Genomic DNA, 14727 nt, shown 5'->3' with positions numbered 1-14727 from the left:
ACTCTGTACAGGGATTTGCCCAACCATAGCAGCTGGCGCTGGCCCTTGGCTGCGTTTAAGGCAGCTTGGCGCTGCTTTAGGGCAGGTTGAACTGCTGGCGCAGCTGGCTTAACTGCGCGGCGTCCTCAAGCAGAAAACGGTCAAAGCGTTTGATCAGTTCGGGGTGTTTGTAGCTGCTCAGGTGGAAGCTGGTGTTGACCTGCGGTAGCTGTGGGTCGAGCTGTACGTGCGTGGCGTCGAGGCCCAGTTGGCGCAGCTGGTGCTGCACCACCTGCGGGTTGGCGTAGATGGCATCCAGGCGGCTGCGCTCGAGCATGCGGATCAGGCTGTGAATATCCTGAACTTCCACCAGTTCAACGCCGCCCTTGGCCAGGAGAGGCTGCCAGGCCTCGGCGGTAAAGCCACGGACGATGCCCAGGCGTTTGACCGCAGCCAGGCCCTTGCCCAGTCGCTCAGGGCGGACTAGGGTGGCGTCGACAACCTGCACCACCGGCTGGCTGTAATACAGCGTCTGGCCGTCGCGGGCTTCGCGCGCCCAGGCGAGGTTATCGGGGAACAGCAGGTCGAGGTTCTGCCCGTTGAGCAAATTGCGGTATAGGCGGTTGACCGGTTGCGGGCGTAGTTCCAACTCTAGGCCTTCGCGCTTGGCAAAGGCCTGCAGCAGGGCAATGCAGTAACCATCGAAACCCTGGCCCTCTACCGCGCTGTAGTAGGGGTAGTAGTCGTGATTTTCCAGGCCCACGCGCAACGGTTCGGCCGTTGCGAGTGTGCTGTACAGCCAGCAGGCCAGGATAAGGCAGAGGCGCATGGGCCACTCCAGGGTGTGCAGATTTTGTACAGCTTAGCCGGTTACGCACTGCACCGTCAGGCGTGGGTCAGGTACCAGCGCCAGTCCTGCTCGCCGACTTCGCCCATAAACTGGCGGAACTCGTTCCATTTGATCGCCAGAAACACCTTGAGGAACTCCTCGCCCAGGGCCTGCTTGGCCCAAGTTGAGTTTTCCAGGGCGCGCAGGGCGGTCAGCCAGTCGGTGGGCAGGGTCTCGCGGGCCTGCTCGTAGCCGTTGCCGATGATTTCCTCGCCCGGATCGATCTGGTTTTTGATGCCGTGATGGATACCGGAGAGGATTGCCGCCGCTGCGAGATAAGGGTTGGCGTCGGCGCCGCAGATGCGGTGTTCCACATGCCGGCTGTTGGCCGGGCCGCCCGGTACGCGGAACGACACGGTGCGGTTGTTCACTCCCCAGCTCTTGGCCAGCGGCGCGTAGCTGTTGGCTTGGAAGCGGCGGAAGGAGTTGGCGTTAGGGCAGAAGATCGCCAGGGTGTCATTCAGCGTGGCCATCATCCCGCCAATCGCATATTTCAACAGCGGCGTGCCATGCGGGTCTTCGGAGGCCATCAGGTTGTTGCCGTTTTCATCCGCCAAACTCACGTGCATATGCAGGCCGCTGCCGGCCAGATCGCCAAACGGCTTGGCCATAAAGCAGGCCTGCAGCCCGTGCTTGTTGGCCACGCCCTTGACCAGGCGCTTGTAGCGCACGCCTTCGTCGATGGCCTGCAGCGCGTCGAAGCGGTGCTCGAGGGTCAACTCGACCTGGCCGGGGGCGTATTCGGAAATCGCCGTGCGCACCGGCAGGCCCTGAACTTCGCAGGCGGCGTAGAGGTCGTCGAGGAACGGCTGCAGCTGCTCCAACTCGTACACGCCATACACCTGCGGCGCCTGCGGGCGCACGCCGTTGCTCTGCAGTGCCGGCTGTGGGCGACCGTTGGCGTCGCGCTGTTTATCCAGCAGGTAGAACTCCAGCTCCACCGCCATTACCGGGTGGTAACCGTCGGCCTTGAGCCGGTCGATGGCGCGTACCAGTACATGCCGCGGATCGGCCGGGGCGGCTGGCAGGCCCTGGGTCGGGTGCATGCTCACCTGCAGCTGGCCGGTAGGCGTGGTGCGCCAGGGTTGCAGGGTCAGGCTACCGGGCAGCGGGTAGGTCCAGCAGTCGGCGTCGGCGACTTCCCAGACCAGACCGCTTTCTTCCACGTCCTCGCCCTGGATGGTCAGCGCCAGGATCGAGCTGGGCAGCGGCCGGCCGTTCTCGTAGATGGCCAGCAGCTCGTCGCGGTGCAGCAGCTTGCCGCGTGGGATGCCGTTGGCGTCGATCAGCATCAGTTCGATGCTGCGCACTTCCGGGTGCTGCTCAAGAAAGTCGCGAGCTTCCTGGGGATTAGCAAATTGCATGGTGATTCTCACAGTGAGTCGTCATTTCGTGGGAGGCGCTTTAGCGGCGATTCTCGCGGCTGAAGCCCCTCCCACAGGCTGATCGATGAGTTATTCGCGGGCGCCGGGGATGGCCAGCAGCTCGGTCAGGGCCTGGTCGAGCATGCCGATCAGCTGGTCCACATCGTCCGCCGTGGTGCTCGGGCAGCACAGGGTCATATTGTGGAACGGGGTGATCAGGATGCCGCGGTTGATCAGGTAAAGGTGCAGGGCCATCTGCAGCTCGTCGTGGAACGCCGCCTCGGCCTCGGCGCCGGTCTTCGGCGATACCGGGCAGAACTGGAACTCGCTGCGCGCGCCCAGCTCGGTCACCGACCACTTGAGGTCGTGCTTGCCGATCAGCGTGCGGAAGCCATCGGCCAGGCGCTTGGCCAGCGGCAGCATGTGCGCGTAGGCGGCCTCGGTCATCACCTGTTCCAGGTTGGCGCGCATGCAGTGCATGGCCAAGGCGTTGGCCGACAGGGTGGTGCCCATGCCGCTGTGACCGTGGCCATGGCTGCCTTCGCTGGCGCGTTTGCGCGCTGCGGTCATGGCCTCGGCCATCGCCGCGCTGCAACCGAAGATGCCGCACGGCACGCCGCCGGCAATCGGCTTGCCGACCACAAAGAAGTCCGGGTCGAGGTCCCACAATTTAGTGCAGCCACCCATATCGGTGGAGATGGTGTGGGTCTCGTCGATAATCAGCAGTGCGCCGTATTTACGGGTCAGCTCGCGGCATTGCTGCATAAAGCCCGGCTCGGGCAGGACCATGCCGATATTGGTCATTGCCGGCTCGCACAGCAGTGCGCAGACGTCGCCCTTAGCCAGCGCGGCTTCCAGTGCGGCGACGTCGTTGAAGGGGATCGAGCGGCTGTACTCGGTCAGGTCGTAGGCCTGGCCGACCAGGCCGGAACGCGGCACGGTTTCGCCGTCGATGCAGCGCACCATCACGTCGTCCACGGTGCCGTGGTAGCAGCCGTCGAACACCAGCAGGGTCTTGCGCTGAGTAATCGCGCGGGCCCAGCGCAGCACGTAGCGGTTCGAATCCGTGGCTGTGGCGGTGACCTGCCAGAACGGCAGGCCAAAGCGCGCGGCCAGCAGCTCGCCGCAGATCACCGCGTCCTCGCCCGGCAGCATGGTGGTCAGGCCGTTGTTGCCCTGCTCGGCGATGGCCTTGGCGATCGGGTCCGGCGAGTGGCCGAACATGGTGCCGGTGTCGCCCAGGCAGAAGTCGATATATTCGTGGCCGTCGACGTCATAGAAGCGTGCGCCCTTGGCCCGTTCGACAAACAGCGGCACCGGGGTAGACCAGTCGGCCATCCAGTGCATCGGTACGCCGCCGTATAGGGAGTTGCGTGCGCGTTCGGCCAGGGCCACGGATTTCGGGTTGCGCGCAATAAAGCGTTCGCGCTCGCGGCTGGCGAAGGTTGCTACGGCGGATGGGCTGATACCACTGGCAGTCATGTTGAACACCTCGTTCGAATATCTGCACATGCTATTTTGTGATCACAGAAAACTCAAGCATTGGTTTGATCCGGCTTTATTGCTAGATTATTGCCATATTTGTGATCACAGGATGTTGCGTAATGGTATTTCAGCAGCAGGTGGCTCTGATCAGCGGCGCGGGCAGTGAATCGGGTATCGGCCTGGCGATTGCCCGTCGTCTGGGTCGTGCCGGAGCGCGGGTACTGCTGACTGCCAGCAGTGCGCGGGTTGAGCAACGCGTCGCCGAGTTATGCGCTGAAGGTATTCAAGCACGTGGTCGCGCCGCTGACCTGACCGATGAACAGCAGGTCGCTGAATTGCTCGACTGGGCGCAGGCGCAGTGGGGGCAGATCGACATTCTGGTCAACAACGCCGGCATGGCCATGCAAGGCAGCCCCGAGCCGTTCGCCGAGCTGGCGGACATGGACCTGGAGACCTGGAACCTGTCCATCGCGCGCAACCTCGGCACCGCTTTCCTGCTCACCCGTGCGGTGCTGCCGGGTATGCGTGCGCGCGGCTACGGGCGCATCGTCAATATCAGCTCGACTACCGGCACCCGCGGCAGTAACCCCGGCGAGGCGGCCTACAGTGCAGCCAAGGCCGGTATGCTCGGCCTGTCCATGGGCCTGGCGCTGGAAGTGGCCAAACAAGGCATCACGGTCAACAGCGTGGCACCGGGCTGGATTGCTACGGGTTCGAGTACCGAAGAAGAGCGCCATGCGGCGCAATACACGCCGATGCGCCGCGCCGGCCGGCCAGAAGAAGTCGCGGCCGCCGTGGCCTTTCTCGCGTCGCCCGAGGCCAGCTATATCACCGGCGAAGTGCTGGTGGTGGATGGCGGTAATTGCCTAATTGAGAACAAGGCTCCGTGAGCCATTTGAATTCATTGCGCCGCTCTAAAGCGGCCTTCTTCAATATAAGGAATGTCCATGCGCAACTGCTCGCTGACCCTCGCCCAACTCCCCGCGCCACCGCTACGGGGCTGAACGACCATGGCCGATAACCTGCAGGACCAGCTCTACCAACGTATTCGTGAAAGCCTGCTGGCGGGGCGCTTCCAGCCCGGCGAGCGTTTGAAAATTCGTGATCTGGCGGCCGAATGGGGTACCAGCCCGATGCCGGTGCGCGCCGCTCTGCAGCGCCTGGTGGCCGAAGGCGCGCTGGAAGGCGAGCCGCAGCGCTCGGTGCGCGTACCGCCGATGACCCGCGAGCGTTACCAGAATATCTTTCAGGTGCGATTAGGCCTCGAAGGCCTCGCCGTGGAATTGGCCACGCCGCGCCTGACCCTGGCCGATCTGGCCGAGTTGCGCGACTGCTTGGCGCGCATGGATCAGGCCATCGAGCAGCGCCAGGTGCAGGCTTATCTGGATGCCAACAGCCAGTTCCACCTGCACCTCTACAGCGCCTGCGGCAACCCGGTGTTGCTGCGTTCAATCGAGTCGCTGTGGTTGCAGGTCGGGCCGTTTTTCAACCGGCTGTTCACCGACGCCGATCTGTCGCTGCGCCTCAACGACTTCCACGAGGATGCTTTTGCCGCCATCGAAGCCGGTGACGCCAAGGCCGCGCGCCAGGCGATGGAACAGGACCTGACCTACTTCGCGCGCTTTCTCCTCAACCTGCTCGACCTGGAGCCGGACCAGCGTTGACGCACTGGCAGCGCGATGGCCGACAACTACACTGATGCGACTCTGAGGCTGCAGTACAAGGACTTCTTCAATGCTGGATTACGGCAGCAAGCGCATCCTGATCGTCGATGACTTCACCGACTTTCGCAGCTCGTTGAAGGCCATGCTGCGCGATATGGGCGCGCGTGATGTGGACACCGCCGACCGCGGCGAAGAAGCCCTGAGCATGTGCCGCAACAAGCGCTACGACATCATCCTGCATGACTACAACCTGGGCGGCGGCAAGAACGGTCAGCAGGTGTTGGAAGAGTTGATCGCCGGCAAGCTGATCAGCCACCAGTGCATCTTCGTCATGGTTACCGCCGAAAGCAGCCAGGCCATGGTGCTCAGCGCCCTCGAACACGAGCCTGATGCCTACCTGACCAAGCCGTTCAACCGCGCTAGCCTCGATCAGCGCCTGGACAAGCTGGTGGAGCGCAAGAGCGCGCTCAAGGGCATTCTCCAGGGCCTCGACAAACAGGACCCGGCCGCCGTGCTGGATGCCTGCAAGAGCCTCAGCCAGCAGGACAAACGCTACCTGCCCTTGTGCCAGCGCTACCAGGCCACGGCGCTGCGCGAGTTGGGCCGGCTGGATGAGCTGGAGCAGCTGCTCAATGGCGTACTGGCCGAGCGACCGTTGCCCTGGGCGCAGGTGGCGCTGGCCAGCCTGATGCACAAACGCGGTGAGCTGAGTCGCGCGCAGAGCCTCTACGAGAAGGGTTTGCAGCTGTTCCCGATGATGCCGGCGCTGTACGACGGCCTGGCCGCCGTGCTGCTGGCTCAGGGCGAGAGCCAGCGCGCTCAGCAGGCGTTGGAAGATGCGGTCAAATTGGCTCCGCTGGCGATTCGCCGGCAGATGCAACTGGGCAAGCTGGCGCTGGATAACCAGGACTTTGACAGCGCCGGCAAGGCTTATCGACAGGCCATGGAGCAGGGCCGTACCTCCAAGTTCAAGAGCCCGGAAAACTACCTCGGCCTGGCCCAGGCGATCACTGCCCAGGCCGGCGATGGCACGCTGGACAAGCGCCTGCAGATCGAAGTCAGCCAGGCTCTCGGTGAGCTGGATAAGACCTACGCCAATGACCCCAATGTGCAAGTGCGTTCACGCCTGGCCCTGGCCAGCAGCCTGAATAAATCCGGGGAACCCAAGCGCGCCGCGCAACTGGCCGCCGAAGCCGCTGCTGCGATGGAACAGCTGCCGCAGCTGTTTGCCGCCGATACCGCCCTCAGCGTCGCCAGCCAGCTGCGCGCGCTGGGCCAGACGGCAGCCAGCGATGCGCTGCTGAAAACCTGTGTCGAGGTTTACGGCGACGACCCACAGGTGATGCAGGGCGTGGCCCGGCAGACCGACAACGCCGAGATTCTCTCCGGCGGCAAAGAGGCCGTGGAGCTCAACCGTCAGGGCGTACGCTGCTATCAGCAGAAGCAGTACGACGAGGCGCTCAAGCTATTCCGTCAGGCCTTTGCTCTGCAGCCGAAGAACATCAGCATCGCCCTCAATACCGTGCAATCGCTTCTGCAATCGGCTGGGGGAGAGATGTCGGCGGCTCTGCTGGAAGAATGCCAGCGCTGTCTGGAGGTGGTCAGCCAGATGCCCGAGACCGATGCCCGGCATGCGCGTTATTTGCAGTTGCAGCGTCGGGCGTCCGGCCAATGAGTGATTCCCCCGGCGGGCTGGATTTCTCCACGGTGATCGCCTCCACCGTGCACGACATGAAAAACTCCCTGGCCATGCTCACCCGCGCCCATGCGCATTGGCAGGCGCAGCTGCCGCCGGAACAGCAGCAGGCCAGCGAGCAGGGGGTGATCGAGTACGAGTTCGCCCGCCTCAACGGCATGCTGGTGCAGCTGCTCGGCCTGTATAAGCTCGGCGTCAACCAGCTGCCGATGCGCCCCGGTTATCACGAGGTCGAGGATTTCCTCCAGGCCCAGCTGGCGCGGCATTTCGAGGTGCTGCAAAGCCGGCAGATCAGCGCCCGCTGCGAGGTGGAAAGCTTCGACCTGATGGGTTTTTTCGATGAGGAGCTGCTCGGCTCGGTGGTCGCCAATATCGTTACCAACTCCATCCGCTACGCCCACAGCGCCCTGTTGATTCGGGCCTGGGAGGAAAACGGCAAACTGGTGCTGGCGATCTGTGACGATGGCCAGGGCTACCCGCAAGAGATGCTCAGCCAGCAATCCAACTACGTGCTTGGCCTCAAGCACAGCACCGGCAGCACCGGCTTGGGCCTCTACTTCGCCGGTCGCATCGCCGAGCTGCACGAACGCCACGGTGTGCGCGGCTATATCGAACTGGCCAACGGCGCGCCGCTGGGTGGCGGGGTGTTTCGGATTTATCTGCCTTGAGGGGCTACTGCGGCTCTGCGTTGTCGCTCATCAGGTGTTCACGATCTCGCGAGCTAGAGTCCTGCAAGGCAAAAACCGGCGAGGAAGCGGAGTGTACTGTTGTACATGAGCATTCCGAGCCGGTTTTTAACGCCGCAGGGCCGACGCGCAGCAGATCGTAAAGGTCTTTAGCTTTCCAGCCAGACGTCACGCACCCAGTGCCAGACCGACTCCCAGGTTTCGTCTTCGTTGACTTCGCCGGTTTCCGCTTCCCACAGCAGCACGGTGCCGTCTTCTTCCACCACGTAGTAGTTGCCGTGGTCTTCGCACAGCGGCACAAATTCACGCGGTACACCCAGGGACCAGGCGGTAGCGGCGACTTCCGGCAGGTAGGTGTGCGATTGCGGGTCGCTGGCGGTAACCGGCTCCAGGCGGCCGTAAACCACATCGCTGACCTGCAGCAGGTACTCACGCAGGGCGAAGGGCAGATGGATAAGGATCTGCTCCTGAATCTCCACCAGGGTTTCTTCTTCCGGCAACTCCAGCGGGACGGGCACCGGCTCGTTGAGTTCGCGCAACTGTTCGATGACTTCTTCCACGGTGTCTGCCTCATTTATTACGGGGTATACGGGAGCGTCTTATACCCTAGACGGGTCTAAGCAAAAAGCCGGCACAGTGCTATTGTGCAGCTGAGCAGTGCGTCAATTTTTGAACGTCATAAAGTGGTTGGGTCATGAAAAGCCAAACGCAAGAATCCGAAGGTGGTGCACTCAGCGAGGAAGAGCGGCTGCAGTTGCTGACCACCGCTGGCAAGCGCAACCGTCTGTTTATCCTGGCGCTGGCCGGGGTGCTGGGCAGTCTGATGCTGGCCTCGGTGGCGATGAATATCTACAGCGCGTTCAGCGCCGGCGACGAGCCGCGTATCCAGGCGCTAGAAAAGCAGGTGCTACGGCTTGAGCAGCAACTGGTGGTGCAGCAGACCGCGTTGAGCAATCAGGAGGAAGTGCTGGCCAGCCAGCAGGCATCGCAGCTGACCGGAATGTTCGAGCGCGTGGAGAACCCGGACAGCATCGCCGAAGTGAGCAAGGTGCTGCAGGCCCAGGAGCGCGATTATCAGCAGGTGATGCAGGGCCTGAAGGCCGGTATGCGTGATCTGGCCAATATGCTGCCGGGCTCGCGCAGCTGGCTGGCGCATTACGAGGAAGCGATTGATCGCGCCCAGCTCAACAGCCGGCAGCGCAGCGAGGATATCCAGGCATGGAGCGACAAGGCCCAGCAGCCTGCCCCGGCGGCCAAACCGCCGGGTACCAGCGTAGATCCGGGCTAATGCCTTGGAATCTGTTTACGATCTTGCGAGCTAGAGCCATGCAAGGCTAAAACAGGCGAGGACGCGGAGTGTACGAGTTGTACATGAGCATCCGAGCCTGTTTTTAACGCAGCAGGGCCGACGCGCAGCAGATCGTAAGCAGGTTCTTAGCCCATTTGGTAGAAGGCCAGCTTGTTGCCATCCAGATCGCGGAAATAGGCGCCGTAGAACCCCGGTATGCGCTCGCCAGGTTTGCCTTCGCAGCTTGCACCGAGCTCGATGGCCTTGGCGTAGAGCTTGTCCACACCTTCGCGTGAGCCGCCGGGCAGGGCGATCATTTGGCCATTGCCCGGGGTAGGCGCTTGCTTGTCATAGGGCAGGCAGACGGCAAACATCGGCTGACCTTTGGCGATGCCGTAGAAGGCGATGCGGCCCATATCCATGACCATCTTGGCACCCATTTCAGCCAGCAAAGGGGTGTAGAACGCCTTGGCTTTTTCCATGTCAGTGGTGCCAACCGTGGTGTATCCGATCATTGCTCAGTCCTCGTGGTGGTTAAGCTAGGGGCAGATTGCACCTTGAGTGGGGCGGGCGCCAGCCCATGCGTTTGCTGAATGATGGACAAAGAAAACCCGGGGCTTGCCCGGGTTTTCTTTATTGCAGCAGGTATTAACCGTTCTGGCGGATGCCGGCAACCAGCCACGGCTGGTTGTCACCAACGGCACGCTCCAGGCGCCAGCTTTCGCTGAACACTTCGCCTTGGTCGAAGCGCGAGGTCTTGGCCACACCGGTAAAGGTCAGGGTGGCGACGGTCTTGTCGCTGAGGTCATCGACGCCATCCAGCTGAACATCGAGGTTGTCGACGTAGGTGGACTGGAAGCCATCACCCAGGTCGGCACGTTCGCGGCTGAGGAATTCCAGCAGCTGCGGGGTGACGAACTCGCCGATCTTGTCCATCTCGTTGGCATCCCAGTGCTGTTGCAGACTGAGGAAGTGCTCACGACCGGCGTTGATAAAGCTCTGCTCGTTGAACCAGGCTGGGGCGTTGATCACCGGCTTGATAACGGCTGCGGCGCTGCTGCCACCGAAAATCGAGCTAGGTGCAGCCTGGGTCGGCATTTCGCGCTGATACGGCACACCACCGGCGGCAGCCGGCTGGGCCTGGCGACGACGTGCAGCGAGGAAGCGGAACAGAAGGAAGGCGATCAGGCCGAAGATCAACATGTCCATGATCTGCAGGCCTTCGAAGCCGTCACCCATAAACATCGAGGCCAGCAGACCACCCGCGGCCAGGCCGGCCAATGGGCCCAACCAGCGCGAGGCGCCGCTGGCAGCGGCAGGTTGACGACCGGCGGTAGCCGGTGCAGCGGTTTGCTGGGCCGGTGCCTGGCGAGCCTGGTGGCTTGGCGCGGAACCGAAGGATTTGCCGCCGCCCAGTCGCTTGGCTTCGGCGTCGAAACTCATGGTGGTCAGTCCCAGGCTGAGGAACATGGCCAGGGCGATGCTAAGGAAACGCTGCATGGTTAGCTGTCTCTTGGTGATTGGATCTACGCGCGGCATCTTGCCCGGCGTAGCCGCCGCTGGCTAGACATAGAATGTTTCCGGCTTTTGCCCATGCGACTGAGTCAGCGGCGCAGTAGCACCAGCAGCGGGCCGCAGCGTAACTGTCTGCGCAGCAAGGCGCGGAAGTCGGCGGGGTCTTCCTCGGGGTGGCGCAACCAGTGGATAAAGCAGCGCAGGTACACGCCGGTCAGCAGGCTTTCCTCGGCGATGCGGCACAGGTGCAGGGTTTCCCGTCGGGCCGACTCGCGCCACCACTGCACGGTGCGGCTGATGCGCAGCAGGCCGCCAATCTGCAGGTGGATATGCCCCGGTTCGAGCTTGTACAGCAGCATCTGCCCACTGACGGCACGGTGCGCGGCCAGGCTATCGAGCCAGGCGATCAGCAGCTCCTCCAGGCGTTTGGCCGGCTCCAACGTCAGCAGGTCTGCGCCAGTGCCACGGGCCAGCAGGGCCTGGTCGGCGCGGTCGAACCAAGCTTCGACCAGCTGATCCTTCTCGCGGTAATGCGCGGCGATGGCATCCAGCCCCACACCCAGGTCGGCGGCCACATCGAACAGATGCAGCCGCTCCCAGCCGCAAGCATCGGCCAGTTGCAGGGCGCTATCGAGTATCTGTGACGCGGAAACAGTTGTGCGTTTCATCGGCTCACCTCGCCAAGCAGTATGGGCGGCGAGCGCAGTCGGGCCTGCCTGAAACGACAAACGGAACCCGAAGGTTCCGTTTGTACTGATTGCAGCCGGGTGTCAGCGCCAGTTGTACAACTCTTTCTCCGACAGCTGGTGCATCTGGCTGACCTGAGCCTGGAAGGCCTGCATCGAGGCCCAGATGCGGCCGTTCAGCTCGCTCTGCGCGGCCAGTTCGCCGAGCACCACTTCCGATTCGCGCTGCATGGCGGTCAGCACTTCGTCGGGGAAGCGCTTGAGCAGGGTGCCCTGCTGCTTCAGCTCATCCAGGGCCATGGCGTTGTGATAGACGTAGTCATCCAGCATATCCTGGCTGGCGGCGCGGGCGGCTTCCGTGAGAATCGCCTGCAGATCGGCCGGCAGGCTGTCGAGGGCCTTCTGGTTGATCAGCAGTTCGAGCACCGCCTGGGGTTCCTGCCAGCCGGGGTAGTAGTAGAACTTGGCGGCTTTATGCAGGCCGAAGGCCAGGTCGTTGTAAGGGCTGACCCAGTCGGTAGCGTCGATGGCGTTGCTCTGCAGCGCGGTAAACACTTCGCCGCCGGGCAGGTTGACGGTGGTGGCGCCGAGTTTGCTCAGCACCTCGCCGCCCAGGCCCGGCATGCGGATTTTCAGACCCTTGAGGTCATCCAGCGAGTTGATTTCCTTGTTGTACCAGCCGCCCATCTGCATGCCGGTGTTGCCCACCACCATGGGTTTTACGCCATAGGGGGCATAGGCTTCGTCCCACAATGCCTGACCGCCGCCCTTGCTCAGCCAGGCATTCATCTCGCTGGTGGACAGGCCGAACGGCACGGCGGTGAAGAACTGTGCCGCCGGCACCTTGCCCTTCCAGTAATAGGCGGCGCCATGGCCCAGCTCGGCGGTGCCGCGCGACACCGCGTCAAACACTTCAAGTGGCGGCACCAGTTCGCCACCGGCATACACCTTGATGGTCAGGCGGCCGTTGCTCATGGTCTTGACCCGCTCGGCCAGGCGTTCGGCCGCGGTGCCCAGGCCGGGGTAGTTCTTCGGCCAGGCGGTGACCATCTTCCAGTGAAAGCTTTCTGCGGCAGGCGTTCCTGCAGCAGGCGTGGCAGTTGCCTGCGGTGCGGCAGGTTCTTCCTTGCAACCGCTCAGACCGATGGCGGCGAGCAGGGCGCTGGCAAGCAGCAGAGGGCGGCGGATCATGGAGGCTCCTTATTGTTTGAATAGACGGTCGATCACAGCGCCTGCAGCTTGGCGTAACTCAGCATCAGCCACTTGCTGCCTTCGCTCTCGAAATTCACCTGCACCCGCGCCTGGGCGCCGGAGCCTTCGAAGTTGAGGATGGTGCCTTCGCCGAACAGCGAATGCTGCACGCGCTGGCCGAGGTTGAAGCCGGTGTCTGGTACGGCGCTGCCGGCGAACATGCTGTCGCCGCTCATGCTGTTGCCGCCCATATTGCGGCTGACCGCACCGAACGGCCGGCTGACGCTATTGGACAGGCGCACTTCCTGAATCAGCTGCGGCGGAATCTCGCGGACGAAGCGCGACACCTTGTTATAGGTCTCGCTGCCGTACAGGCGGCGCGTCTCGGCATAGGTGATCACCAGCTTGCTCATGGCGCGGGTGATGCCGACGTAGGCCAGGCGGCGCTCTTCTTCCAGGCGGCCGGGCTCTTCCAGGCTCATCTTGTGCGGGAACAGGCCTTCTTCCATGCCCACCAGAAACACCTGGGGGAACTCCAGGCCCTTAGCGCTGTGCAGGGTCATCAGCTGCACGCTGTCTTCGTTTTCCGCGGCCTGGGTGTCGCCGGCTTCCAGCGAGGCGTGGCTGAGGAAGGCTTGCAGCGGGCTTAGTTCGTCGTCTTCGTTGTTCTCGAAGGTGCGCGCGGCGCTGACCAGTTCTTCCAAGTTTTCGATGCGTGCCTGGGCTTTTTCGCCTTTCTCGGCCTTGTGATAGGCGATCAGGCCGCTTTGCTCGATCACCGTCTGGGTCATCAGGTGCAGCGACATGCTCAGCGCCTTGGCGGCGAGGTTTTCGATCAGTTCGATAAACCCGGCCAGCGCGCTCGAAGCCCGGCCAGGCAGGGTCTTGGCGGCGACCATCAGGCGAATGGCTTCCCACATCGATACATCATGGGCGCGGGCGTATTCGCGGATGGTCTCGACGCTCTTCTCGCCGATGCCACGTGCCGGCACGTTGATCACGCGCTCCAGCGCGGCGTCGTTGCCGCGGCCGTCGAGCAGGCGCAGGTAGGCCATGGCGTTCTTGATTTCCGCGCGCTCGAAGAAGCGCTGGCCGCCGTAGATGCGATAGGGAATCTTCTCGCGCAGCAGGGCTTCTTCGAGCACCCGCGACTGGGCGTTGGAGCGGTAGAGGATGGCGATTTCGCTGCGCTTGAGGCCGTCCTTGCGCAGGGCGTCCTCGATTGTCTCGACCACGTAGCGCGCTTCGTCGTGCTCGTTGAACGCCGAATACAGGTTGATCGGCTCGCCGTCGCCATCTTCGGTCCACAGTTCCTTGCCCAGACGGCCCTGGTTATTGGCGATCAGCGCGTTGGCGGCCTTGAGGATGCCGGCGGTGGAGCGGTAGTTCTGCTCCAGGCGGATCACTTCGGCATCGCTAAAGTCGTCGGAGAACTGCTGGATGTTCTCGATCTTCGCCCCGCGCCAGCCGTAGATCGACTGATCGTCGTCGCCCACCACCATCAGGCTGTCGCCGCCCTTGGCGAGCATGCGCAGCCAGGCGTATTGCACGGCGTTGGTGTCCTGGAACTCGTCGACCAGGATATGCCGGAAGCGCCGCTGGTAATGCTCCAGCAGGCCGGGCTTATCACGCCACAAGTCGAGGGCGCGCAGCAGCAGCTCGGAGAAGTCGATCACCCCGGCGCGGGCGCAGGCCGCTTCGTAGGCTTCGTAGATCTTCAGCATGGTGGCGAGAAACAGGTCGCCGCCGGGCTGGATATTCTTCGGCCGCAGGCCTTCGTCTTTCTGCCCGTTGATAAACCACTGCGCCTGCTTAGGCGGCCAGCGCTGTTCATCCAGGCCGAGGTCGCGGATCACCCGTTTGACGATGCGCTGCTGGTCATCGGAATCGAGAATCTGGAAGTTCTCGGCCAGGCCGGCCTCCTGCCAGTGCGCGCGCAACAGGCGATGGGCCAGACCGTGGAAGGTGCCCACCCACATGCCGGCCGGGCTCTGCCCGAGCATCTGCTCGATGCGGTGGCGCATTTCGGCAGCGGCCTTGTTGGTGAAGGTCACCGACAGAATGCTGTGCGGCGAGGCATTCTCGATCTGGATCAACCAGGCGATGCGGTGCACCAGCACGCGGGTTTTACCGGAGCCAGCGCCGGCCAGCACCAGTTGGCGGCCCACGCGCGCGGCTACAGCCTGGCGTTGGGCATCATTAAGAGAGGCAATCAGGAGTTCGGGGTCATTTTGCATCGCGGCATTCTAGGGGGCTGCGCCAGGCAGGGCAAACCAGGGTATGA

14 protein-coding genes are annotated in these 14727 nt (G+C 63.1%); 5 read left to right on the top strand and 9 right to left on the bottom strand.

The window, feature by feature from the left end:
* Window positions 1–76: 76 nt before the first annotated feature.
* The 3 genes from ACQ4LH_RS00280 to ACQ4LH_RS00270 form a co-directional block, all read right to left on the bottom strand.
* A complete protein-coding gene (locus tag ACQ4LH_RS00280) occupies window positions 77–808 on the bottom strand; it encodes a substrate-binding periplasmic protein (RefSeq protein ID WP_430695313.1) in 732 nt (243 codons plus the stop codon).
* A 56-nt stretch (window positions 809–864) separates the two neighbouring features.
* The gene (locus ACQ4LH_RS00275) at window positions 865–2232 is read right to left on the bottom strand and encodes a glutamine synthetase family protein (protein WP_430695312.1); all 1368 of its coding nucleotides are present in this window, start codon (window positions 2230–2232) and stop codon (window positions 865–867) included.
* Window positions 2233–2322: 90 nt separating this feature from the next.
* Complete coding sequence (locus ACQ4LH_RS00270; protein ID WP_430695311.1) at window positions 2323–3714, bottom strand: aspartate aminotransferase family protein; 1392 nt, start codon at window positions 3712–3714, stop codon at window positions 2323–2325.
* Between the two features lie 122 nt (window positions 3715–3836).
* Between ACQ4LH_RS00270 and ACQ4LH_RS00265 the strand changes: the two genes are divergently transcribed.
* The 4 genes from ACQ4LH_RS00265 to ACQ4LH_RS00250 all read left to right on the top strand — a co-directional run bounded on the left by ACQ4LH_RS00265 (window position 3837) and on the right by ACQ4LH_RS00250 (window position 7745).
* Complete coding sequence (locus tag ACQ4LH_RS00265) at window positions 3837–4607, top strand: SDR family NAD(P)-dependent oxidoreductase (protein ID WP_430695310.1); 771 nt, start codon at window positions 3837–3839, stop codon at window positions 4605–4607.
* Between the two features lie 120 nt (window positions 4608–4727).
* Window positions 4728–5381 (top strand): GntR family transcriptional regulator, encoded by a 654-nt coding sequence (locus tag ACQ4LH_RS00260; RefSeq protein ID WP_430695309.1) that lies wholly within the window; start codon window positions 4728–4730, stop codon window positions 5379–5381.
* 70 nt (window positions 5382–5451) lie between these two features.
* Complete coding sequence (locus tag ACQ4LH_RS00255) at window positions 5452–7056, top strand: response regulator (protein WP_430695308.1); 1605 nt, start codon at window positions 5452–5454, stop codon at window positions 7054–7056.
* Complete coding sequence (locus ACQ4LH_RS00250; protein ID WP_430695307.1) at window positions 7053–7745, top strand: sensor histidine kinase; 693 nt, start codon at window positions 7053–7055, stop codon at window positions 7743–7745. Before ACQ4LH_RS00255 ends, ACQ4LH_RS00250 begins: the two co-directional genes overlap by 4 nt.
* A gap of 167 nt (window positions 7746–7912) precedes the next feature.
* Here ACQ4LH_RS00250 and ACQ4LH_RS00245 read toward each other — a convergent pair whose 3' ends face one another.
* Window positions 7913–8323 carry an SMI1/KNR4 family protein gene (locus ACQ4LH_RS00245; protein ID WP_296218922.1) on the bottom strand — a complete coding sequence of 137 codons (411 nt, stop codon included), beginning with the start codon at window positions 8321–8323 and terminating at the stop codon, window positions 7913–7915.
* A gap of 134 nt (window positions 8324–8457) precedes the next feature.
* Here ACQ4LH_RS00245 and ACQ4LH_RS00240 point away from each other — a divergent pair, with 134 nt between their 5' ends.
* Window positions 8458–9051, top strand: a complete 594-nt coding sequence (locus ACQ4LH_RS00240; protein WP_430695306.1) for a hypothetical protein — start codon at window positions 8458–8460, stop codon at window positions 9049–9051.
* 146 nt (window positions 9052–9197) lie between these two features.
* On the opposite strand, the gene ACQ4LH_RS00235 is transcribed toward ACQ4LH_RS00240, so the two are convergent.
* The 5 genes from ACQ4LH_RS00235 to uvrD all read right to left on the bottom strand — a co-directional run bounded on the left by ACQ4LH_RS00235 (window position 9198) and on the right by uvrD (window position 14680).
* The gene (locus ACQ4LH_RS00235; protein WP_430695305.1) at window positions 9198–9566 is read right to left on the bottom strand and encodes a VOC family protein; all 369 of its coding nucleotides are present in this window, start codon (window positions 9564–9566) and stop codon (window positions 9198–9200) included.
* A 133-nt stretch (window positions 9567–9699) separates the two neighbouring features.
* Window positions 9700–10551 carry a Tim44 domain-containing protein gene (locus ACQ4LH_RS00230; protein ID WP_305591086.1) on the bottom strand — a complete coding sequence of 284 codons (852 nt, stop codon included), beginning with the start codon at window positions 10549–10551 and terminating at the stop codon, window positions 9700–9702.
* A gap of 104 nt (window positions 10552–10655) precedes the next feature.
* Window positions 10656–11234: a TetR/AcrR family transcriptional regulator gene (locus tag ACQ4LH_RS00225; protein ID WP_430695304.1), complete on the bottom strand. Its 579-nt coding sequence runs from the start codon at window positions 11232–11234 to the stop codon at window positions 10656–10658.
* Between the two features lie 102 nt (window positions 11235–11336).
* Window positions 11337–12443, bottom strand: coding sequence for a TRAP transporter substrate-binding protein (locus tag ACQ4LH_RS00220; protein ID WP_430695303.1), 1107 nt, complete (start codon window positions 12441–12443; stop codon window positions 11337–11339).
* Between the two features lie 32 nt (window positions 12444–12475).
* Window positions 12476–14680, bottom strand: coding sequence for a DNA helicase II (gene uvrD, locus ACQ4LH_RS00215; protein ID WP_430695302.1), 2205 nt, complete (start codon window positions 14678–14680; stop codon window positions 12476–12478).
* Between the last annotated feature and the right edge of the window lie 47 nt (window positions 14681–14727).

It is taken from the genome of Pseudomonas peli (assembly GCF_050563605.1).
Lineage (GTDB): Bacteria > Pseudomonadota > Gammaproteobacteria > Pseudomonadales > Pseudomonadaceae > Aquipseudomonas > Aquipseudomonas peli_A.
Note: the sequence above shows the minus strand (reverse complement) of the source record. Positions and strands in the feature narration are given on the sequence as shown.